This window comes from Nocardiopsis suaedae (assembly GCF_027706745.1).
Classification (GTDB): domain Bacteria; phylum Actinomycetota; class Actinomycetes; order Streptosporangiales; family Streptosporangiaceae; genus Nocardiopsis_A; species Nocardiopsis_A suaedae.
In genome coordinates, this window is the sequence record NZ_JAQFWP010000012.1 from 21,790 (window position 1) to 42,072 (window position 20,283).

Here is a 20,283-nt window from a genome sequence, read left to right on the forward strand (position 1 = left end):
CGGGTCCGCCCGCCGGAACCGACCCGAACCCCGAGAGTGTGAGCGCACGTGGCCTCTGAATCCAGTTTCGACATCGTCTCCAAGCTCGACCGGCAGGAGGTCGACAACGCGCTGACGCAGGCCGTCAAGGAGCTGTCGCAGCGCTTCGACTTCCGGGGCACCAACGCCTCCCTGGCCTGGTCCGGCGAGCAGGGCGTGGAGGTCAGGGCCAACTCCGAGGAGCGCGTCAACGCCGCCCTGGACGTCTTCAAGGAGAAGCTCATCAAGCGCAAGGTGTCGCTGAAGGTCCTGGACGTCCCGGACAAGCCCAAGGCCTCCGGCAAGGAGTACCGCATGCTCGTCGGGCTCAAGGAGGGCATCGCCTCCGAGGACGCCAAGAAGATCTCCAAGCTCATCCGCGACGAGGGCCCCAAGGGCGTCAAGGCGCAGATCCAGGGCGACGAGCTGCGCGTCACCGGCAAGAAGAAGGACGACCTGCAGGCCGTGATGACCCTGGTCAAGGAGAAGGACTTCGACCTGGCCATCCAGTTCGTCAACTACCGCTAGAAAGAGGCCGCCGACCGCTGTGACCTGCACGGCCAGCGGTCGGCGGCGCCGATAGGGCACTGTCAGGGCACATTCCCCAGAGCCCTGTCCATCAGGGAGCGGGTCCGCTCGTGAGCTTCAGGCCACTCCCCCACGTAGGTGTTCAGGGTGATGGTGGGCGTCGCGTGCCCGAGAGCGAGCTGAACCGTCTTCACCGAGGCCCCACCGTGGATCAGTCGCGTCGCGAAGAAGTGCCGAAGGCTGTGCAACCCCTTCCCCTTCGGGATGCCGACTGGACGAGCCGCAGCACTCCAGGCGTGCGACCAGTTCCCTCTAGGGATCGGCGACAAGTCCCGTGCGTTCCCCTGCATCCCTGCCCACATGAACGCCAACCGCGCGGCACGCGTAGTCGGTTTCTTCGGGTTGGTCTCGTCCTCGATCTCGACTTCCACAGGCGGGAAGCGCTCAAGGTGACGCTCAAGAGCCCGGAGCGTGACGTCCGGGACCTCTACGGTCCGGGCCGATGTCATCGTCTTCACCGGGCCGAGGTAGGGCTTGCGCCCGGTCACGCACACCAGTTGCTGACCGACATCGATCTCCCCCGCCTCAAGGTCGATCGCATCGACCTCAAGCCCCATGATCTCCCCGCCACGGAGACCACAGCCAGCACCGAGGTAGGGGATTGCCGAGTACCGGGCTGGAAGGTGTTCCGCCACCCCATGGACCTGATCGGGCGTCGGGATGAAGTGCTCATGCTTCTCCGTCTCCTTCGGAAGCTTCACCCCGTCACAGGGAGAGATGGAGATCACACGATCGATCACCGCCCACGCGAACAGCGACTTCAGATTGCTGTAGACGACGGACATGGTCGATGGGGCGAGGACAGCGTTACGGTCCTTGATCCAACGGCGGATGTGGGACGCACGGACCTTCGCAACCTCCAGGTTGCCCAGGATCGGGTCTACGTGCACTTTGAAGACCCGTTCCATACGTTCCGCCGTTGACTTCCGGTGAATGAGGTCAGCCCTCCAGAGCGCGCCGAAGGCGGCGACCTTCATCCGCCCCTTGTCCAGGTCGAGTCCACGGCCGCTGTCGAGGTCGGCCTTGACCTTCGCATCGAACGCCTCAGCGTGAACGTCAGGGTTCTTGCCGGACTTCTTGTCGAAGTTGCGTTTCTGCTGTTCCCCGTCCTCGTCCCGCCACCGCACCTGCCAGCGCTTCCCCACGCCGTGTTCCGCTGTAGGCGCCTTCTTGTGCTCACGGCAGAGTTCATCATCGGGCCGGGGACGGGACTTGTGCCACCTGTCGTAGACCGCCATCGGTGTTCAACCTCCCTTCCACAGGTCACCGCTGTCGGCAGACCCACGAGCGAACTTCGTCGGGGACGTAGCGCACGTACCGGCCCACGCGGTGGGAGGGCGGGCCGGTCTCCTGGTAGCGCCACTGGTAGAGCGTCTTTGCCGGGACCCCGAGGAAGGCGGCGGCATCGGCCACCGTCCACAGCCGCTCCGAGCGGCGCTGTCGGGGCACGTCGAGCGTCGCGGTCATGCGGCCCTTTCTCCGGTTGCCGACAGTTCTGGTGAGCGTGCGGCGTCGAGCCGGGCGCGGCGTTTGAGGGTCTCGCCGATGGCCCGGAGGAGGCGGTGTTCGCGGGGAGGTACGTCCGGGTCGGTCGGGCGGGCGAGTTCCCAGGCATAGGAGCCGTTGACCAGCGGCAGGGCCCCGCCGGCGTTTTCCTCGTCGGGGTCGGTGGGGTCGACGCCGAGCTGTTCGAGGACCCAGGCCAGGCGGTCGGCCTTGTGGTCGGCCAGGGTCTTGTTCGACCACTTGCGCGAGACCAGGACGCGGCGTCCGGCGTAGCCCAAGTGTTCGCGCCGGTGCGCCTTGGACCGGCAGAACCCGGGCACCATCCCGGCCTTGGCGCCGTCCGGTTGGACGCCGTAGCGCAGCCAGTTCGCACAGCGGGGAGAGCAGGGTTCGAACCGCAGCGCCTCCACCAGGCGGTCAACGTGGGCCTCCTGGGCGGGGGTCTCCACGGTGTGGCATTCGGCGATGTCCTTGGTCAGGTACTTCGCCAGGTAGCGCACACACCGGTCCGCATCCGCCGAGCCCGCAACCACCCCTTTCGCGTCGACCTGGGCCCCGAAGCGCACCACGTGATGCGGCTCCGCCCCGGGATCGGCGTCCAGGACGTCCAGGGCCTCATCCCACGTCGGCAGCACCTCCCCCGTGACGGGGTCGCAGTAGTTCCCCGTGGCCTCATCCCACACGGGCATGTCCGGCCCCTCGTAGACCGGCTCATCCGCGCACGGCCACCACACCTGGTGGTAGGTCGCCGCGGCCACCTGGCGCAGCTCGGAGCGGGGCAGGGTCCCGCGTACGGCCATGTGGACGTGCGGGGCGAGGCGCCTTTGGGGTTCGACGGAGGCGAAGTACTGCACGTCGAACCCCGCCACCCGCCGGAGGTTCTGCACGAACCGGTCCACCAGCTTGGAGAAGTGCAGCGCGTCCCGCGCCGCCCGCCGGTAGTCGTAGGTCGAGGGGTCCACCGGGGTGCCGTCCGAGCGCACCCGCCCGTAGGAGTCCAGCGTCAGCGTGACGAACATCGAGGGGCGGAAGACCTTGCCCGAGGCCGGGTCGGTGAAGGCCCGCCCCAGGGTGGTGTTCTTGCGCTGCCTCTTGGGCAGGTCCGGGGCATCCTGGCGCCGCCGGGTCGACCGGGCCCGCCGAGGCTTGCCCGAGGACGAGGCCGGGGCGACGGACCCGCGAAGCCCGGAGGCGGAGATCTCCTCGTCCAGGTCGGCGATCGCCGCGTCCAGGGCCGCCAACTCCTGTGCGGTGGCGGTTCCCTCGTCGGCCAGGCGGTCACGTTCGGCCGTCACCACGGCCCGCTTGGCCACCCACTCCCGCTGAACCTCGGAGGGGTCGTCGGGGGCGGGTTCAGGTTCACAGGTGAGGTGCCAGCCCTCCTCGCACTGCGAGCGCCGCATGGACCTCTTGCGGGCCGCGCAGGCCGGGCACCGGGAGGCCAGGGTGGACCCGCACGGGACGTCGATCACCTCGGTGGTGCCGGTGGCGATGTCGGTGCGCCGCAGCGAGACAGGGCGGATGCACACGCCCTTGTCGGCGGCGATCTGTTCGGCGACTTCCCGGGCGAGGGGTTGGGCCATGCGCTCGGCGCGGGTGGTCTTTCCGGTGACGGTCGGCATCAGCCCTCACCCTCCCCACCGGCCTCGTCGGCGGTCATGGCGTCGATGTCGGCATCGGACACGTAGGCGGCCCGCACCCGGGTGGGGGTCTTGGAGCCCTCCAGGCGGACGAACGCCGTTCCCGGGGCCGCAGGGTCGATCAGGTGTGCATCGGCGCCCCGGTCGCGGGCGTCGGGGCCCAGGACCATGTCGACTTGGGATGCCTCGTCCAAGCGGAGGGCGACCTTGTCGGGGAACAGGTTGCGCAGGTTCATGACCTCCTTGCGGGGGTCTTGAAGCGCGGCCACCACGGTGAAGCCGACCGACCTGCCTTGGCTGGTGAGGGTGGCCATCGCGTTCTCGGCGCGGCGCCGCACCTCCCGGTCGGGGTGGTAGGCGGTCAGGAACGCCACCTCGTCCAGAACCACCACCTCGAAGGGGTCGTCGGTGGTCGGGGTGTGGGAGCGGACGGCACCGGCGTAGGCATCCGCGCGGGCTTGCATGTCCGCCACGGCCTCTTCCAGCAGCTCCACGCACGCCTCCCCCGAGTCGGCGTACCGGTGGAAGAGCGTGCGGCCGTAGGAGAGCTCCATGCGCTTGGGGTCCACCGCCCGCACCCGCACCAGGCCGGAGCGGATGGCGGGGAGCATGGCGCGCACCGCCGACCAGATCACCGAGCCCTTCCCGGCCCCGGTGACACCGGCCACCAGGACGTGCGTGCCGTGAAGGCGCATGGTCCACGTCCGGCCGTCCTCACAGCGCCCCATCGGCAGCGCGACCAGGTCCACCGCATCCGCCGAGTCCGGGACGGGCAATGCGGGGATGGGGTCGGCGAGCATGTCACGGCGCGGGAACTCCAACACCAGGTCCAAGGGCCCCAGCACCTCCACGCGGCAGGCCGGAGCCTGGAAACCGTGCGCGAGCTGGGGTGTCCGGTCCTCGAAGTCGGCGGGGGCCGTCCCCGGCACGAGTTTGACCCGGACCCGGTCGGCCCACTCCGAGCACTTCACGGACCGGATGCGGGGAAGGTACTGGCGCTCAAGGTAGGACTCGGCCAGGCCGGACACGACCAGGACGGGTTGCCAGTGCCGCCGGTACACCCACACACCCCGCACCAGCGCGAGGGCCCGCAGCGTGACCCACCGCCGGAACGTTGAGGGGTGCCAGTGCCGCCAGGCGAGCCCGCCGACGACGGCGACCGTGCACACCACCGCCGGGCCCACCCAGTCCCACAGCACCCACGAGCCCACCAGGGCGCCCGCCGAGGCCACCGAGAGCGGGAAGCGCACCGGCAGGGAGGCCAGGAACGCCAGGAAGCGCCAGAGCCAGCGGCCGAGGATGAACACGGCTGGGGTTTTCACGACCGGGGTGGTGAAGCGGATCGCGTGCGCGGGGACGGGAGTGGTGTGCTCGACCTGGGAGGCCCCGTTGCTGTTGCCGAGCATCAGTGCTCACCCCCGGTGCGCAGCACGTAGGAGTCGGCCAGGGCCTCAGCACGAGCGGCGGCGAGTTCCGCGCGGGCGGCGGCGAGGTCGGCACGCGCCGCAGCGGCGGTCGCCCGGGTCTCGGGGTCGCGGGTGTTGGCGGCCATGCGGCCGAGCAGGGAGGCCTTCCAGGCCAGGATGTCCACGCGGGAGGCCGCCTCGTGCTCGGCCGGGATCCAGCGGTGTTCGCGGAGCGCGGCAAGGAAGTCGCAGATCTCCCGGGCACTCACGCGTGCGGGCTGTTCTGCCATGATGAACACACCTCTTCTGAAAGTTGGTAGCTGTCGGAGGGGTTGAAGGGGCGGCCGTAGGTGTTGGCGCACCAGGCCGCCCCGCTACATGTCCGGGCCCGGTCAGCGGCCCGTGTGCAGGCGTTCGAGCGCATCGGCGAACGCGGCTGCGGCATCGGCCAGCTCACGGGCCACGGCCACCTCATCAGCGGTCACCGAGGCCGCATCCTCAGGTCCGAGCTGGAACACCAGCCCCCGACCGCCCATCACCAGGCACATCCGCTGCGACAGGGCCGGGGCCAGGTCCTCATCCAGTCGGGCGCTCACGACCGTGAAGGCCATCACTCGCCGCCCTTCGCACCAGAGGCAGACGAGGCCGGAGCCTTGCGCCCGCCGCCCGGGGCCCTCATCCCGCGTGCCCGCAGCGAGTAGGCCACCCGGGGGCGGCGCCCGTTGTCGTCGACGTAGGGCATGACCGCCATGTCCTCGAACTCCACCGGGCGGAACGGCACACCGGCCGCCTCGTCGGGCATGGTCGGGCACACCTGCGCGGGGATCTTGACCTTCACCGACTTGGCCTTGCCCCGCGCCTCAGGGTCGGCGTCGATCACGTCCACCGCCCACAGCGGGAGCCCCGTGGTCTTGTCGAGCTGGGGGCGCTTGGTCTCGAAGTCGGTGATGGCCTCCACGCCGAGGGCGTAGGCACCGTGCGGGAACACCGTCCCGAACTCCACCGGGATCGCACCCTGAATCGCCATGAGAACACTCCAGTTCTGTTTCGTCCCATGTCAGACGACCTTCGTTGCGGCCGACATCTGGCCGTTCAACCGAAGATCGATACATGTCTAACATGTATCGAAGTCGGTTGCCAAGGGATCCGGACGGGCCCTCGTCGGGAAGTTCGGATCCCCCGGTGCCGCCGGGGTCGTGCTGACGGTTACGACGATCCCGCGCAGAGGCCGGACGGGATCACTACATGGCTGGACGTGTTCAGGACGTCCCGATAATGTGAGCGCGTCCTTAGACGTCCTGCGAACCCCCGGGGTCCATGCCGAACGAGAGGTTGCGCGCCGCGCTCTTGAAGCGCGGAGTCACACCGACCGAGGTGGCCGAAGCAGTCGGTGTCGACGCCAAGAGCGTTGAGCGGTGGGTCACCTTGGGACGCACGCCCTATCGCAAGCACCGCTATGCGACCGCGGCCTTCCTAGAGGCGGATGAGACCTACCTCTGGCCGAAGGCGCTCACCCCGGAGCAGAGCAAGGCCGCTTCCGATAGCGAGATCGTTGAGATCCACCCGCACCGGTGGAGCGTTCCCGGAGACACCTGGAAGCGCCTCTTCGAGTCCGCGCACGAGGAGATCTCCGTCCTCGTCTACAGCGGGTTCTTCCTCGCCGACGACCCCAGCATGCTCAAACTGCTCGCGGCCAAGGCCAAGGCCGGGGTCCGTCTGCGCGTGCTTCTCGGCGACCCCGAATCTGAGGCCGTCTCCCAGCGGGGCGAAGACGAGGGCATCGGCGGGGAGCTGATGGCGTCCAAGATCAAGAACGTCATCCTCATGTACAAGCAGGTCCGTGCCATCGAGGGCGCCGAGTTCCGCCTTCACGACACGATCCTGTACAACTCCCTGTACCGGGCCGATGACCAGCTACTGGTCAACACGCACCTGTATGGAACCATGGCGGCCGAGGCGCCCGTCTTCCACCTGCGCAAGATCCCGGGCGGGGAGATGATGGCGACTTACCTGGAGAGCTTCGAGAAGGTCTGGGACGGGGCACGTCCCCTCGGCTGAAGGAGGGCCCATGGGCAGGCGGATCGACTACTACGACGACCCCGAGGCGCCGCAGGCCAACAGCCGCGTCCCGTCGGTGAACGTGTTCGTGGTCAACGCGCGCGACGAAGTCCTCATGATCCGCCGTACCGACAACGGCAACTGGGCCGTGCCCGGGGGCGCGATCGACCTGGGGGAGTCCGTGCCCCAGGCCGCCATCAGGGAGACCGAGGAGGAGTCCGGGATCACCTGCGAGATCACTGGCATCGTGGGCACCTACAGCGACCCGAAGCACATCGTGTACTACACCAGCGACGGAGAGGCCCGCCAAGAGTTCTCGATCGCGCTCACGGCCCGCCCCGTCTCAGGCGAGCCGCGTCCCAGCAGCGAGTCCAAGGAAGTCGTCTGGCTTCCAAAGGAAAAGCTGGCCGAGCTGACCATGGACCGGTCCATGCGCCTGCGTGTGGATCACTTCCTCCAGGGCGGGCCCACCCACATCGGATGAGGTCAGCCGACCTTCGCCAACCGTTTCTCGACGGCCCGCACAGCCGCCGTCAGCTCCGGCGAGGAGCGGGTGATGGAGCGGTGGACGAGGTCATCCGGGCTGTAGCGTTCCAGGATCTCCGATAGCCGACGCTCCACCGGAAGGTGCGTGCCGTCCGGACCCGTCGTCATGTCCGCGTAGGTGATCGCTTCCAGCAGATGGGCCGGAGGCGCCTCGAAGGCTCCGACGAGTTCTTCGAGGAGGCCGCGTTCCTGCGCCTCCACGGTCGCTCCGGAGTGGTAGGCGACGAGTGAGCACAGAGCCTCGTCAACGTCGATGAGGCGCAGGTACCGGGCGCCGTCGAGCGGATGGAAGCCGGTGACGGGCAGGTCGGCGGAGTATTCGCGGAGGGTCGGGGAGTACCCGATGTCGTGGAGCCAGGCGCCCGCCTCCAGAAGGCCCGCCTCGTCTCCAAGCACGTCGTTCAGCGTCCGGGCCTGTTCGGCCACACCTCGGGTATGCGCCCAGCGACGGGGCAACGGCTGTTCGAGCAGTTCGCGCGCGAGTTCCCGCGCCCAGTGAACATGTCCCACATGTAGCAGGCTAGCCCGCGGCAGTCCCCGACTCTCTGACGAACCTTCCCTTGCCATGGATAGCGACGACGAGCCCAGTCCCCTCCAGGTCGGAGAGGGCCTGCCGCGCGGTTCCCCGGGAGACGCCGTACTCCCGCACGATCGCGGCCTCACTGGGCAGCGCGTCCCCCGGGGCCAGGGCGCCACTGGTGATCTGCTCCCGAAGGTCGGCGGCGATCCTCCGGTACTGCGCAGGTGCAGCGTCGGTGACCCCGCCTGCCTGTTCCTCCGGTGAGCAGACGACGCGACCGGTCCCGGGGACGGACTTGATGAGCCCATCAGCTTCCAGCACGGCCAGCGCGCGACGAACCGTCGTGCGCGCTACCCCGAACTCCCTGCCCAGAGCAGCTTCGGAGGGCACGGCGTCCCCTGGGGCCAGGTCCTCACCGGTGATGCGACCACGAAGGGCGTCCGCGATCTGGCTGTAGGTCCCCCAAGGGGTCGCGCGCGGGCTCAATCGGTCCCTCCGAGATCGGTTTCTGTTTCAGATTCGTCCATGGATCAAAGTAATACGTGGAACTTCATGCAGGTCCTTGACCTGCATGTAGCGAAGTGTCCTTTGACCGCATGACCGGCGCCCGCCGGGTGGGGAAGGTCGGGCGCCGGTCAGCGGCCGACCCTCACCCCTCTTGAGGGCCGTCTCCGTGTCGACGGCATCGCGGCTTGTCGACCTCGCGCCCCCGCAGCAGCTCAGCTCTCCCCGCCCCCGCAGGAGGGTGCTCAAGCTCGCGGACGAATACCTCCACGTCCTCTTGGATCAGGGTGGGGGCGTGCTGGGCCGTGTAGTCCTGGGCTGTGGCGATCCACAGCCGGGCGGTTCGCCGTATGGACCATCGGTCCTTGTAGTGCTCACGCAGGATCCGCAGGAGCGGATCCGGGTCGACGTCGGTCCTCATACCGCCACCGCCTCCGCACGGGACATGTCGAGGAGGACGGCCAGGCCAAGGCGGCTCCGATCGACGCGTTCCCTCGCCCGACGCCGCTCGACCTCCAGGACGTAGGGGCGGACCATCCGCGCCATGGGGGACACCGGATACTCCGGCGGTGGTGAGGTGAACAGGGTGACCGCATACGGCCTCAGCCGGGGAGGCCGGTCGCCAGGGGGATTGCGGGTCCAAGCCCGCGCGATAAGGTTCCGCATGTTCCGCCTGCTCCGATCAGGTGTGAACCACGCCCCCGGAGTGTCAGCAGCACTCGCGGGGGTCTTCGCTACCTGGGACGACGATGCTCGGAGCAGGTGGACGTGTGTACCACGTATCGGACATCTAGAGGGACGTCTAGGGACGTCTTCTGTTATCGTCGGGATCCCGCATCCCGGAGGGCTCCGACGTGAACACTGCACTGCGCGAGGCGATGGCCGCGGCTCAACTCACGGATACCGACGTGGCCGCACACCTCGGAGTCGACCCCAAGACCGTGCGCAGGTGGATTTCCGGTCAGCGCCCCTACCCCCGCCACCGATGGGCCGTCGTCGACCTCTTGGGTGTGGCGGAGGCGGACCTGTGGCCCGACGAGGAGCCGTCCCCCACTCCTCCGGTCTCACCGCACGCGCAGCGCGTGTACCCGCACCGCTGGGAGGTTCCGCGCGAGGTCTGGCGCGACCTCTTCAGCGACGCGGAGGAGGAGATCGGCATTCTCGTCTACAGCGGCCTATTCCTTGCCGACGACGCGGGCATGCTCAAGGTCTTGGCCGAGCGAGCCCAACACGGCACGAGCATCCGCATCCTTCTCGGTGACCCGGACTCCCCACACGTGAAGCGTCGCGGCGACGACGAGGGCATCGGAGACGCCTTGGCCTCCAGGGCGCGGAACGCGCTTTTCCTCTTCAGGCCACTCAGCGACCTCGAAGGGGTGAAGATCCGACTTCACTCCACCGTGCTCTACAGCTCCCTGTTCCTCACAGAGAAGCGCATCCTCGCGAATCAGCATCTTCCCGGGCTTCCCGCTGCTAAGTCACCCGTGGTGGTGATCGACCGAGCCGCATCTCCCGACATGGCGGACACCTACGTGCGCAGCTTCGAACTCGTCTGGAACGAGGCCAAGCCCGCACGGCACTAAGGCCGAAGCGTGGTCATTGCCGAATTGGGCTGTATGAGATCAAGGGCGACGGCGCTCCCGCGCCGTCGCGGCCTTCCCGCCCGGGGGCTGGGGCTGCGGGCTGCCGCCCGGTCCCCAGCCCCCGGGCGGTCGGCCGGAGCCACTGGGGCGCCGTGGCCGGTTCCGTCACCGCCCCGCGCACGGCGCGCCGTCGCCCCCATGACAGGCGGGATAGGGCGCGGCCAACCGTCTACGCCGAGTCCCGACTTGAGGACGTGTGGAACCAGGGGGCTTCCGCCCCCGTGGACCCCCGGATCCCGGAGCACCCGCTTGCGCGATGCTGCTCTGTCTGTGGTCCGGACCGATCGCGCAATCGGGCACTCCGGACCACCCCTGTGGTCACCCGCCGCCGTGGCTCAGGAGAGACGGACGCCGAGCGGGCACATGAGGGCACAGCGAGGGCACATGAGCCCCGGAAAAGGCGAACATCACCGGGAAATGCCAAGAACTCCCGATGCAGGTCACAGGGGTTTCGGTCCGAAGATCGCAGGTGATCGCCTCGCCCGTCTCGGTACGTCAACTACCGCTAGGAGCGCGCCGCCTCCGGCCATCGAGCGCCACTGCCGACCGCCGCGACCGTACGTCCGGCGGTCGGTGGGCCGCCCGCTCCGGCGCTACTCCAGGCGCCACTTCGCGTCGAGCGCGCGCAGGCGCCGGATGCGCTCGGCCGCGGGCGGGTGGGCGTCGAACAGGCGGCACATCCCCCGCTTGGGGAAGGGGTTGGCGATCATCTGGTGGCCCGCCGCCAGCAGCCGCCGCTCGGTCGGCAGCGGGTGCGTGCGCGCCCCCGCCTCGATCCTGCGCAGCGCCGACGCCAGCGCCAGCGGGTCCCCGGTGAGCCGGGCCGCCGCATCGTCGGCGCGGAACTCGCGCCTGCGCCCCACACCGGCGTGGATCACCAGCGCCGCCAGCGGCCCCAGCACCAGGAACAGCAGCCCCTCCAGCAGGCCGGGCCCCTCGTCGTCGCCGTCGTCCAGCGGCAGCAGCACCGCCAGCGCCGTCAGCGAGGTGATGATGGTGGCCAGCCCCACCGCGACCGCCGAGACCAGGGTGTCCCGGTTGCGCACGTGGGCCAGCTCGTGCGCGATGACGGCGCGCAGCTCCCGCTCGTCCAGCAGCTTCAGCAGCCCGGTGGTGCAGCAGATCCCGGCCGAGCGCGGCCCCCGCCCCACGGCGAAGGCGTTCGGCGCCGCCGTCGGGGACAGGTAGAGCCGGGGCATCGGCTGGCGCGCCTGGGTGGCCAGGTCGCGCACGACCCGGTGCAATTCGGGCCGCTCGAACTCGCCCACCGGCCGCGCCCGCATCGCCCGCAGCGCCAGCGAGTCCCCGAAGAAGCAGACCAGCCCGGTCACCCCGAGCACCACCACCGCGGCGGCGCGCACGCCCTGGGCGCCGGCGCAGGCCCACCCGGTGAGCACGATCACCGCCGCCAGGGCCGCGAGCAGGGCGGCCGCACGGATGGGGTTGGGGTGCACGGCGGGTCACGCCCTCCTTCGTCCGATGGTCGGTCTCCTGCCGGTCCGGGCGGCCTATCCCGGCCCGTCCACCGATAGGAACGTGTGGGCCCCGCCGGTCCGTTCCCGACCGCGGCGGGCCCGACCCGATCCGCCCCGCCCCCGACCGCCGCGCGCTCGAGGGCGGGCACCTATAGTGGCGAACGTGGCCGTTATCACTCCGCACCGCCTCCCGGGCGCCCTGCTCACCGGTCGGCGCCACGTCGACCTGGCACGGGTGGAGAGCGCCCTGTGTCGCCCCTGACCCCGGAAGGCGGGTGCGGGCCCGGCCCTCACCCTGCGGTGCCCGCCAGGCACCGCCCATCAGGTCCCCACTGATCCCATTGGCAACCGTTGGGGCCCTGCGCCGGACCCACGCGACCGCCCGCCGGGCGGCTCGGTGCGTAGTCTGGCGGCGAGGGCCGAGGCAACCTGAGCCTCCGCGCCGCCCGCGGGGGCTCGTCGAGGAGGTCGGCGATCTCAGTGACCAAGAAGGTCCAACGTCTCGATCGCGTCATCATCCGGTTCGCGGGAGACTCCGGCGACGGGATGCAGCTCACCGGCGATCGGTTCACCCAGGAGACGGCGTCGTTCGGAAACGACCTCTCCACCCTTCCGAATTTCCCGGCGGAGATCCGGGCCCCGGCCGGCACCCTTCCCGGGGTGTCGAGCTTCCAGCTCCACTTCGCCGACCACGACATCATGACCCCCGGGGACGCCCCCGACGTGCTGGTGGCGATGAATCCGGCGGCGCTCAAGGCCAACGTGGACGACCTGCCCCGGGGCGCCACCGTCATCGCCAACACCGACGAGTTCACCAAGCGCAGCCTGGCCAAGGTCGGCTACGGCTCCGACCCCCTCGACGACGGGTCGCTGTCGGAGTTCAAGGTGAGCCGGGTCCCCCTGACCTCGATGACCATGAAGGCCGTCGAGGAGTTCGACGTCACCAAGAAGGACGCGCAGCGGGCCAAGAACATGTTCGCCCTGGGCCTGCTGTCGTGGATGTACAACCGGCCCACGGAGGGCACGCAGGGGTTCCTCAAGTCCAAGTTCGCCTCCAAGCCCGAGATCCTCGCCGCGAACCTGGCGGCGTTCCAGGCCGGGTGGAACTTCGGTGAGACCACCGAGGACTTCGCGGTCTCCTACGAGGTCAAGCCGGCCTCGCTGCCCCCCGGCACCTACCGCAACATCACCGGGAACCTGGCGATCTCCTACGGCCTGGTGGCGGCCTCCCGGCTGACCGGGCTGCCGCTGTTCCTGGGCTCCTACCCGATCACCCCCGCCTCCGACATCCTGCACGAGCTGTCCCGGCACAAGCGGTTCGGCGTGCGCACGTTCCAGGCCGAGGACGAGATCGCCGGGGTGGGCGCCGCCCTGGGGGCGGCCTTCGGCGGGTCGCTGGGGGTGACCACCACCTCCGGGCCGGGCATGGTGCTCAAGGGCGAGACCCTGGGCCTGGCGGTGATGACCGAGCTGCCGCTGATCGTGGTCGACGTGCAGCGGGCCGGGCCCAGCACCGGCATGCCCACCAAGACCGAGCAGGCCGACCTGCTGCTGGCGCTGTTCGGGCGCAACGGGGAGTCGCCGGTGCCGGTGCTGGCGCCGCGCTCGCCCGCGGACTGCTTCGACATCGCGGTGGAGGCGGGGCGCATCGCCACCGCCTACCGCACCCCGGTGATCGTGCTGTCCGACGGCTACCTGGCCAACGGCTCGGAGCCGTGGCGCATCCCGGACGTGTCCGCGCTGCCGGACCTGTCGGTGGACTTCGCCCAGGAGCCCGACGGGGACGGCGGGGAGTTCCTCGCCTACGAGCGCGACCCGGAGACCCTGGCGCGCCCCTGGGCGGTGCCGGGCACGCCGGGCCTGGAGCACCGCATCGGCGGCATCGAGAAGAGCGACGGCCGCGGCGACATCTCCTACAGCCCGTCCAACCACGACCTGATGGTGCGCTCGCGCCAGGCCAAGGTGGACGGGATCGCGCGGAGCCTGGACCCGCTGGAGGTGGACGACTCCTCGGGCGACGCCCGGGTGCTGGTGCTCGGCTGGGGCGGCACCTACGGGTCGATCGCCGCCGCGGTGCGCCGGGTGCGGCGCGCGGGCGGCAGCGTCGCCCAGGCGCACCTGCGCCACCTCAACCCCTTCCCGCCCGGCTTGGAGGAGGCGCTGGCCCGGTACGACCGGGTGCTGGTCCCCGAGATCAACCTGGGGCAGCTGTCGCTGCTGCTGCGGGGCCGCTTCGGCGCCGACGTCACGGGCTACAACAAGGTGCGGGGCCTGCCGTTCAAGGCCGAGGAGCTGGCGGGCGTCATCCAGGAGGTCATCGATCGTGCCGAGTGAGAACGGATCCGCCGCCAACGGCGCCGACGGGGCCGCCGCGCCCGCCTTCCCCGGGCTCAAGCTGGTCCCGGCGGCGCAGGAGTCCTACAAGGCCAAGGACTTCAAGTCCGACCAGGAGGTGCGCTGGTGCCCCGGGTGCGGGGACTACGCGATCCTCGCCGCCTTCCAGGGGTTCCTGCCCGAGCTGGGGGTGCCGCGGGAGAACGTGGTCATCGTCTCGGGCATCGGGTGCTCCTCCCGGTTCCCCTACTACCTGAGCACCTACGGGATGCACTCGATCCACGGGCGCGCCCCGGCGATCGCGACCGGGCTGGCCGCCTCGCGCCCGGACCTGTCGGTGTGGGTGATCACCGGGGACGGGGACGGGCTGTCGATCGGGGGCAACCACCTCATCCACGCGCTGCGGCGCAACGTCAACGTCAACGTGCTGCTGTTCAACAACCGCATCTACGGGCTGACCAAGGGCCAGTACTCGCCCACCTCCGAGGCGGGCAAGGTGACCAAGTCCTCGCCGATGGGGTCGCTGGACTCGCCGTTCAACCCGGTGTCGCTGGCGCTGGGGGCCGAGGCGACGTTCGTGGCGCGCACGGTCGACTCCGACCGCAAGCACCTGACGTCGGTGCTGCGGGAGGCCGCCGCCCACGAGGGGGCGTCCTTCGTGGAGATCTACCAGAACTGCCCGATCTTCAACGACGACGCGTTCGAGCCGCTGAAGGACCCCGCCGAGCGGGACCTGCGGCTGCTGCGGATGGAGCACGGCGAGCCGCTCACGGCGGGCGGGCGCGGCGTCGTCGCCGACGGGTTCGGCGGGCTGCGGCTGGCCGGCCCCGACGAGGCCGGCGAGGACGCGGTGCTGCGGCACGACGCCCACCGGGAGGACCCGGGGTACGCGTTCGCGCTGTCCCGGCTGGACCAGCCGGCGTTCGAGCACGTCCCGATCGGGGTGTTCCGGGACGTCCGCAGGCCCGCCTACGACGCCCTGATGAACGAGCAGGTGGCCGAGGCCCGCTCGGCGCAGGGCGAAGGGGACCTGGGGGCGCTGCTGGCCAGCGGCGACACCTGGACGGTGGAGTGAGGGCCGGGAGGGCCCACCCGCTCTGAACGCCCCCGCCGGGCACGCGGTGTCCGGCGGGGCCGCGCTCTGCTGGCGCCGCCGCCCGCCCACCCCTACCGTGGTGAGATACGTCACGCGGGCGAGGGCAGCGGGAGGCGCGATGGAGCGGGAAGCCGCGGTCACGGCGAGCACGGTGGACGGGGTCCTCAGGCGCGCGGCGGCGCGCGGGCCCGACCGCACCGCGCTCAGGTTCGGCGGCCGCGAATGGAGCTACGCCGAACTGGACCGGGGGGCGAGCCGGGTGGCCGCCTGGCTGCTGGGCCTGGGGCTGACCCGCGGCGACCGGGTGGCGGCGTTCGGCGGCAACTCCGACGCCTACGTGCTGGCGTTCCTGGGGTGCGCGCGGGCCGGGCTGGTGCACGTCCCGGTCAACCCGGCGCTGCGCCGGGAGGAGCTGGCCTACCTGCTGGCGCAGTCCGGGGCGATCGTGGTGCTGGCCGACCCGCGGCTGGCCGGGCGGGTGGAGGAGGTGCGCCCGTCGGTGCCGGCGCGGGACGTCCTGGCGCTGCGCGGGGCCCTGGAGTCGGTCCTGGAGGTGGCACGCGACCCGCACGCCCCCACCGGTCCGGTGACCGACGTCTCCGACACCGACCTGGCGCAGCTGCTGTACACCTCGGGCACCACGTCGGCGCCCAAGGGGGCGATGCTGACGCACCGGGCGCTGGTGCACGAGTACGCGAGCTGCCTGTACGCCCTGGACATCGCCGAGGACGACCGGATCCTGCACGCCCTGCCGCTGTACCACTCGGCGCAGATGCACGTCTTCCTGATGCCGGGGCTGGCGGCGGGGGCGTGCAACACGGTGTCGGAGGCGCCCGACCCCGGCGACGTGCTGCGCAGGGTCGAGGAGGACCGGGCGACGTCGTTCTTCGCGCCGCCGACGGTGTGGCTGGCGCTGCGCGACCACCCCGACTTCGACACCCGCGACCTGGAGTCGCTGGCCAAGGGGTACTACGGGGCGGCGGCGATGCCGGTGCCGGCGCTGGAGGACATCCGCGCGCGGCGGCCCGGCATCGGGTTCTACAACTGCTTCGGGCAGAGCGAGATCGGGCCGCTGGCCACGGTGCTGCGGCCGGAGGAGCACACCCCCGGGCGGATGGACTCGTGCGGGCGGCCGGTGCTGCACGTGGAGGCGCGGGTGGTGCGCGAGGACGGCACGGCGGCCGCGCCCGGGGAGACCGGCGAGGTGGTGTACCGCTCGCCGCAGCTGTGCTCGGGGTACTGGGAGAAGCCGGAGGAGACGGCCGAGGCGTTCCGCGGCGGCTGGTTCCACTCCGGGGACCTGGCCCGGCGCGACGCCGACGGGTACTTCACCGTGGTGGACCGCCTCAAGGACGTGATCAACACCGGCGGCGTGCTCGTGGCCTCCCGCGAGGTGGAGGAGGTGCTGTACCGGCACCCGTCGGTGGCCGAGGCGGCGGTGATCGCGCTGCCGGACGACACGTGGGGCGAGGCGGGGACCGCGGTGGTGGTGCCGCGGGCGCGGGTCGCCGGGGACGAGCTGATCGCCTTCACCCGGCGGCACCTGGCCGGGTTCAAGGTGCCCAAGCAGGTGCGCCTGGTGGAGGACCTGCCGCGCAACGCGAGCGGCAAGCTGCTCAAGCGGGTGCTCAGGGACGAGCTGTCCGAGGAGGACGGCCGCAAGGGCGCGGAGGCGCCCCCGCCCGGCCCCGGCGCGTGACACAGGGCACTCGGGCGGGGCGGCCGTTCCGCCGCGCCCGCCCCCGCCGGGCGGCGTAGCCTGCCCCTATGCGAATTGTGATTGCCGGTGGCCACGGCAAGATCGCCCTGCGCCTGGAGCGGCTGCTGTCCGCGCGCGGCGACACCCCGGTGGCCCTGATCCGCGACCCCGCGCACGCCGACGACGTGCGGGCGGCGGGGGCCGAGCCCGTGCTGGCCGACCTGGAGAAGGCGACCGTGACCGAGCTGTCGGAGAAGGTCATGGACGCCGACGCGGTGGTGTTCGCCGCCGGCGCCGGGCCGGGCAGCGGCGCGGAGCGCAAGGACACCGTCGACCGGGCGGGCGCGGTGCTGCTGGCCGACGCGGCGTCGCTGGCGGGGGTGCGGCGCTATGTGATGGTGTCGGCGATCGGCGTGGACGAGGGCCCCGCCCCGGGGTCGGACCCGGTGTGGGCCGCCTACGTGGAGGCCAAGCGCGCGGCCGACGCCGACCTGCGGGAGCGGTCGGAGGTGCTGGACTGGACGATCCTGCGGCCGGGGCGGCTGACGGATGGGCCGGGGAGCGGCCGGGTGCGCCTGGCGTCCTCGGTGGAGAAGGCCGAGGTGCCGCGGGACGACGTCGCCGAGGTGCTGGCGGCGCTGCTGGCCGAGCCCGCGTCGACGGCCGCCATCGGCCGCGTTCTGGAGCTGGTCGGCGGCGACGAGCCCGTTGACGAGGCGGTGGAGGCGGCGGTCGCTTAGGGCGGTCTCCGGCCGCGTGTGGGCCCTGCCCGGCCCTTCTGGCCAGAGCGGGCCCATAAGCGGCATCATGGGGCGGACGCGGACGGCCCCGCGGACCTACCGCTCCGCAGTGCCGCGAGGGCAGAGCAGGCAGAGCAGATAGGTACGGTTCATTCCATGAGCGTCACGCAGGTCGTCAGAGACAGCACCGTCGTCGAGCACGCCAAGGTTGCGGCGCAGCAGAACCGCCGGATGTTCATCGTCCAGCTGGACGTCGCCGGGTTCGACGAGGGCTCCAGCAAGGTCCGTCCGGGGCTGACCCGCATCCTTGAAGGGATCGAGGAGGCCGGCTGGCGCCTCGACCAGATGACCCCGGTCACCGGGCCGGAGGGTGAGGCGCTGCACCTGTGCGTGTTCCGCCCGTCGGCCGGGGGCGCCCGGGAGGCCGCGCCCGCCGCCGAGGAGCAGGCGCCCGCGACGGACGCCGCCCAGCAGCACACCACCGGCCAGCAGCAGGCCTACCAGCAGCACCCGACCGGCGGCCAGCAGCAGGACCCGTACGCCGCCTACCAGTATCAGACCGGGCAGCAGCAGGGGTACGGGCAGCAGCCCCAGCAGTACCCGGGGTACGGGCAGCAGCCCCAGCAGTATCCGGGCTACGGCCAGCAGCCCCAGCAGGGGTACGGCTACGGGCAGCAGCCCCAGCAGTACCCGGGCTACGGCCAGCAGCCCCAGCAGGGGTACGGCCAGCAGTACCCGGGCTACGGGCAGTAGAGCCGGGCCGCACCGACGAACGGCGGGAGGCCCGCACCCCTCGGGGTGCGGGCCTCTTCTGCTTCCCCGCCCTGCCCGGCGGCCGGGAATGGCGGCTCGGCCGATCGGCTTCAGATGTATACGGCCTCCAAGGGCCGGACCGGACGGACCGTTCTCAGGGAGCGACGACGATGACGACCCAGGACCAGGAGAAGACCGGATTCGACCCGCGGGCGCTGCTCGCGGAGAGCAGGCTCGGCGTCCTCGCGACGCTCAAGGCCGACGGGCTTCCGCAGCTCTCGCCCGTGATGCCGTACTACGACCGGGAGGCCGAGACCCTCTACGTGTCGATGACCGAGGGGCGCGCGAAGACGGTGAACCTGCGCCGGGACCCGCGCGCGGCGCTGGAGGTGACACGGCCCGACGGGCGGGCGTGGGCCACGGCCGAAGGAGCGGTGACCCTGGTCGGGCCGGGAGGCGACCCGCAGGGGCCGGAGGTGGAGGCGCTGGTCGACTACTACCGCAGGGCGGCGGGTGAGCACCCGGACTGGGCGGAGTACCGGTCGGTGATGGTGTCCGAGCGCCGGGTCCTGATGACGATGCACGTCGAGCGCGTGTACGGCGAAGAAATCGCCTGACCGGCGCCCTCCGAGGGCACGCGGACGGGCGCGGGGCGGCGGGGATTCCGTGCCGCCCCGCCTTCCGGCGTCCGGGGGTGTCCGCCGGTGGCGTCCATCCGCCGTGCGAGCCGGGCGAGTGCCGGCCCGACGGCGACCAGGCTCGCCGCGCCGATCGCGGCCGCCTCGGGCCCGGGACCCGGGCTAGGAGTCGGTCCGCTGTCGCCCGTCGGACTCGGCGCGGGCTCCGGAGACGGCGGCACGTACTGCGGGGGGATCCGGGGCGACCTGCGCCTCCGATGCCTCGGACCCCGCAGTGTCAGAATGCGGCACCCCGCTCTTCGAAGGGCCTGACCGCTCCTGTTCGAGCGGCCGGACCGGTCCCTCAGCGATGGGCCCTTCCTCAACCGGCGCCGTCTCGCGAGACGACTCCACATCCAGCACCGTTCCCCCGGGAGCGTGCGCCACGGCCCGTTCCTCCGCACCGGCGAATGCCGGCGCCCCCAGAGGCCACAGGCCGAACAACGCCAGTGCCGCGACCGTACGGACGTTCCGCTTACCCGCGGATCCGTTCATCACCCGCTCCTATCGAATCGCGCCGGTTCTCCGTTTCCGATGTTCCTCAGGAGGCATCCGAGTTCCCGTAGGCGCCCGGTTCGGCCGACAGGAAGCGGGGCGATCTTCACCTGCGCATGAAGGAGGGTTGCGCACTCTTTTGGAGGACTGGGCCCTATGCGCCGACAGTCCACGCGCTCATCGCCGCCCGCCCCGGACGGTCCGTGAAAGGCGGCGGCCACCCGCGCTCTGATGACCGGACCCCTCGGCCCCGGAGGCCGCCGTTCCTCCGGGCAAGGCGCCGGTCCCCCCGCCATGCCGGGCCCAGACGAACGGTTCCGCATCGACATGCCGGTTCCCCGCCGCCTTCCCTCGGGTTCCCCCGGGCGGGAACGTCGAGGATCAGGCCGGCGGCTACTACCGCACGGCGGCGGCCGATCCGGCGGCGACGGTTCACCGGAGGCTTCGCGTCGCCGCCGGCCCGGCGTTCATCGTCGGGCAGGAAGGATGCCCCCCGCCAAGGACACCTCTGGACGAGCCCTCACGCTGCTGAGGCGGCGCGCTGCGGGCGGAAGGGCCCCCGTCAGCGCGGCGGCTCCCCTGTCG

The 20,283-nt window shown here is 71.2% G+C and carries 23 protein-coding genes; 11 read left to right on the forward strand and 12 right to left on the reverse strand.

Going from position 1 to position 20,283, the window contains the following annotated elements; genetic code table 11:
* The first annotated feature begins 48 nt into the window (after positions 1-48).
* On the forward strand, positions 49-546 hold the full coding sequence (locus O4U47_RS08655) for a YajQ family cyclic di-GMP-binding protein (protein ID WP_270677143.1): 498 nt from the start codon (positions 49-51) through the stop codon (positions 544-546).
* Positions 547-608: 62 nt separating this feature from the next.
* Here the strand turns inward: O4U47_RS08655 and O4U47_RS08660 are convergent, their stop codons facing one another.
* The 7 genes from O4U47_RS08660 to O4U47_RS08690 form a co-directional block, all read right to left on the reverse strand.
* On the reverse strand, positions 609-1,844 hold the full coding sequence (locus O4U47_RS08660; RefSeq protein ID WP_270677144.1) for a tyrosine-type recombinase/integrase: 1,236 nt from the start codon (positions 1,842-1,844) through the stop codon (positions 609-611).
* Positions 1,845-1,869: 25 nt separating this feature from the next.
* Positions 1,870-2,073, reverse strand: a complete 204-nt coding sequence (locus O4U47_RS08665; protein ID WP_270677145.1) for a helix-turn-helix transcriptional regulator — start codon at positions 2,071-2,073, stop codon at positions 1,870-1,872.
* The gene (locus O4U47_RS08670; protein WP_270677146.1) at positions 2,070-3,734 is read right to left on the reverse strand and encodes a replication initiator; all 1,665 of its coding nucleotides are present in this window, start codon (positions 3,732-3,734) and stop codon (positions 2,070-2,072) included. Before O4U47_RS08670 ends, O4U47_RS08665 begins: the two co-directional genes overlap by 4 nt.
* Entirely contained in the window at positions 3,734-5,158 is a 1,425-nt protein-coding gene (locus O4U47_RS08675; RefSeq protein ID WP_270677147.1) for an FtsK/SpoIIIE domain-containing protein, read from the reverse strand. The genes O4U47_RS08670 and O4U47_RS08675 overlap by 1 nt, the downstream gene beginning before the upstream one ends.
* Entirely contained in the window at positions 5,158-5,448 is a 291-nt protein-coding gene (locus O4U47_RS08680; protein ID WP_270677148.1) for a hypothetical protein, read from the reverse strand. Before O4U47_RS08680 ends, O4U47_RS08675 begins: the two co-directional genes overlap by 1 nt.
* Before the next feature lie 102 nt (positions 5,449-5,550).
* A complete protein-coding gene (locus O4U47_RS08685) occupies positions 5,551-5,754 on the reverse strand; it encodes a hypothetical protein (protein ID WP_270677149.1) in 204 nt (67 codons plus the stop codon).
* A 14-nt stretch (positions 5,755-5,768) separates the two neighbouring features.
* The gene (locus tag O4U47_RS08690; protein WP_270677150.1) at positions 5,769-6,185 is read right to left on the reverse strand and encodes a plasmid replication, integration and excision activator; all 417 of its coding nucleotides are present in this window, start codon (positions 6,183-6,185) and stop codon (positions 5,769-5,771) included.
* A gap of 347 nt (positions 6,186-6,532) precedes the next feature.
* Here O4U47_RS08690 and O4U47_RS08695 point away from each other — a divergent pair, with 347 nt between their 5' ends.
* Positions 6,533-7,216, forward strand: a complete 684-nt coding sequence (locus tag O4U47_RS08695; RefSeq protein ID WP_333563637.1) for a DUF5919 domain-containing protein — start codon at positions 6,533-6,535, stop codon at positions 7,214-7,216.
* A gap of 10 nt (positions 7,217-7,226) precedes the next feature.
* Entirely contained in the window at positions 7,227-7,700 is a 474-nt protein-coding gene (locus tag O4U47_RS08700; protein ID WP_270677152.1) for an NUDIX hydrolase, read from the forward strand.
* 2 nt (positions 7,701-7,702) lie between these two features.
* On the opposite strand, the gene O4U47_RS08705 is transcribed toward O4U47_RS08700, so the two are convergent.
* From O4U47_RS08705 to O4U47_RS08720, 4 genes are all read right to left on the reverse strand, one after another.
* Positions 7,703-8,188, reverse strand: a complete 486-nt coding sequence (locus O4U47_RS08705) for an HD domain-containing protein (RefSeq protein ID WP_270677153.1) — start codon at positions 8,186-8,188, stop codon at positions 7,703-7,705.
* 94 nt (positions 8,189-8,282) lie between these two features.
* On the reverse strand, positions 8,283-8,768 hold the full coding sequence (locus O4U47_RS08710) for a GntR family transcriptional regulator (protein ID WP_270677154.1): 486 nt from the start codon (positions 8,766-8,768) through the stop codon (positions 8,283-8,285).
* Positions 8,769-8,931: 163 nt separating this feature from the next.
* Positions 8,932-9,207 (reverse strand): hypothetical protein, encoded by a 276-nt coding sequence (locus tag O4U47_RS08715; RefSeq protein ID WP_270677155.1) that lies wholly within the window; start codon positions 9,205-9,207, stop codon positions 8,932-8,934.
* Positions 9,204-9,332 carry a hypothetical protein gene (locus tag O4U47_RS08720; protein ID WP_270677156.1) on the reverse strand — a complete coding sequence of 43 codons (129 nt, stop codon included), beginning with the start codon at positions 9,330-9,332 and terminating at the stop codon, positions 9,204-9,206. Before O4U47_RS08720 ends, O4U47_RS08715 begins: the two co-directional genes overlap by 4 nt.
* Before the next feature lie 308 nt (positions 9,333-9,640).
* On the opposite strand from O4U47_RS08720, the gene O4U47_RS08725 reads away from it, so the two are divergent.
* On the forward strand, positions 9,641-10,369 hold the full coding sequence (locus O4U47_RS08725; protein WP_408638949.1) for a helix-turn-helix domain-containing protein: 729 nt from the start codon (positions 9,641-9,643) through the stop codon (positions 10,367-10,369).
* A gap of 653 nt (positions 10,370-11,022) precedes the next feature.
* On the opposite strand, the gene O4U47_RS08730 is transcribed toward O4U47_RS08725, so the two are convergent.
* Complete coding sequence (locus O4U47_RS08730; RefSeq protein WP_270677157.1) at positions 11,023-11,883, reverse strand: M48 family metalloprotease; 861 nt, start codon at positions 11,881-11,883, stop codon at positions 11,023-11,025.
* A 184-nt stretch (positions 11,884-12,067) separates the two neighbouring features.
* Between O4U47_RS08730 and O4U47_RS31200 the strand changes: the two genes are divergently transcribed.
* The 7 genes from O4U47_RS31200 (at position 12,068) to O4U47_RS08760 (ending at position 19,143) form a co-directional block, all read left to right on the forward strand.
* Positions 12,068-12,166 (forward strand): putative leader peptide, encoded by a 99-nt coding sequence (locus O4U47_RS31200; protein WP_333563638.1) that lies wholly within the window; start codon positions 12,068-12,070, stop codon positions 12,164-12,166.
* Positions 12,167-12,384: 218 nt separating this feature from the next.
* Positions 12,385-14,238: a 2-oxoacid:acceptor oxidoreductase subunit alpha gene (locus O4U47_RS08735; RefSeq protein ID WP_270677158.1), complete on the forward strand. Its 1,854-nt coding sequence runs from the start codon at positions 12,385-12,387 to the stop codon at positions 14,236-14,238.
* Positions 14,228-15,313: a 2-oxoacid:ferredoxin oxidoreductase subunit beta gene (locus O4U47_RS08740; RefSeq protein WP_408638950.1), complete on the forward strand. Its 1,086-nt coding sequence runs from the start codon at positions 14,228-14,230 to the stop codon at positions 15,311-15,313. Before O4U47_RS08735 ends, O4U47_RS08740 begins: the two co-directional genes overlap by 11 nt.
* Positions 15,314-15,452: 139 nt before the next feature.
* Complete coding sequence (locus tag O4U47_RS08745; RefSeq protein ID WP_270677160.1) at positions 15,453-17,033, forward strand: fatty acyl-CoA synthetase; 1,581 nt, start codon at positions 15,453-15,455, stop codon at positions 17,031-17,033.
* 68 nt (positions 17,034-17,101) lie between these two features.
* A complete protein-coding gene (locus tag O4U47_RS08750) occupies positions 17,102-17,773 on the forward strand; it encodes an SDR family oxidoreductase (protein ID WP_270677161.1) in 672 nt (223 codons plus the stop codon).
* A gap of 156 nt (positions 17,774-17,929) precedes the next feature.
* Entirely contained in the window at positions 17,930-18,526 is a 597-nt protein-coding gene (locus tag O4U47_RS08755; RefSeq protein WP_270677162.1) for a hypothetical protein, read from the forward strand.
* Between the two features lie 170 nt (positions 18,527-18,696).
* On the forward strand, positions 18,697-19,143 hold the full coding sequence (locus tag O4U47_RS08760; RefSeq protein ID WP_270677163.1) for a PPOX class F420-dependent oxidoreductase: 447 nt from the start codon (positions 18,697-18,699) through the stop codon (positions 19,141-19,143).
* Positions 19,144-20,283 lie beyond the last annotated feature (1,140 nt).

Bases quoted from the DNA above. Each gene is read 5' to 3' on its own strand.
- O4U47_RS08670 (WP_270677146.1), bottom strand. From the start codon at position 3,734: ATGCCGACCGTCACCGGAAAGACCACCCGCGCCGAGCGCATGGCCCAA.
- O4U47_RS08745 (WP_270677160.1), top strand. From the start codon at position 15,453: ATGGAGCGGGAAGCCGCGGTCACGGCGAGCACGGTGGACGGGGTCCTC.
- O4U47_RS08665 (WP_270677145.1), bottom strand. From the start codon at position 2,073: ATGACCGCGACGCTCGACGTGCCCCGACAGCGCCGCTCGGAGCGGCTG.
- O4U47_RS08675 (WP_270677147.1), bottom strand. From the start codon at position 5,158: ATGCTCGGCAACAGCAACGGGGCCTCCCAGGTCGAGCACACCACTCCC.
- O4U47_RS08720 (WP_270677156.1), bottom strand. From the start codon at position 9,332: ATGGCGCGGATGGTCCGCCCCTACGTCCTGGAGGTCGAGCGGCGTCGG.
- O4U47_RS08760 (WP_270677163.1), top strand. From the start codon at position 18,697: ATGACGACCCAGGACCAGGAGAAGACCGGATTCGACCCGCGGGCGCTG.
- O4U47_RS08700 (WP_270677152.1), top strand. From the start codon at position 7,227: ATGGGCAGGCGGATCGACTACTACGACGACCCCGAGGCGCCGCAGGCC.
- O4U47_RS08750 (WP_270677161.1), top strand. From the start codon at position 17,102: ATGCGAATTGTGATTGCCGGTGGCCACGGCAAGATCGCCCTGCGCCTG.
- O4U47_RS08680 (WP_270677148.1), bottom strand. From the start codon at position 5,448: ATGGCAGAACAGCCCGCACGCGTGAGTGCCCGGGAGATCTGCGACTTC.
- O4U47_RS08755 (WP_270677162.1), top strand. From the start codon at position 17,930: ATGAGCGTCACGCAGGTCGTCAGAGACAGCACCGTCGTCGAGCACGCC.
- O4U47_RS08660 (WP_270677144.1), bottom strand. From the start codon at position 1,844: ATGGCGGTCTACGACAGGTGGCACAAGTCCCGTCCCCGGCCCGATGAT.
- O4U47_RS08715 (WP_270677155.1), bottom strand. From the start codon at position 9,207: ATGAGGACCGACGTCGACCCGGATCCGCTCCTGCGGATCCTGCGTGAG.
- O4U47_RS08690 (WP_270677150.1), bottom strand. From the start codon at position 6,185: ATGGCGATTCAGGGTGCGATCCCGGTGGAGTTCGGGACGGTGTTCCCG.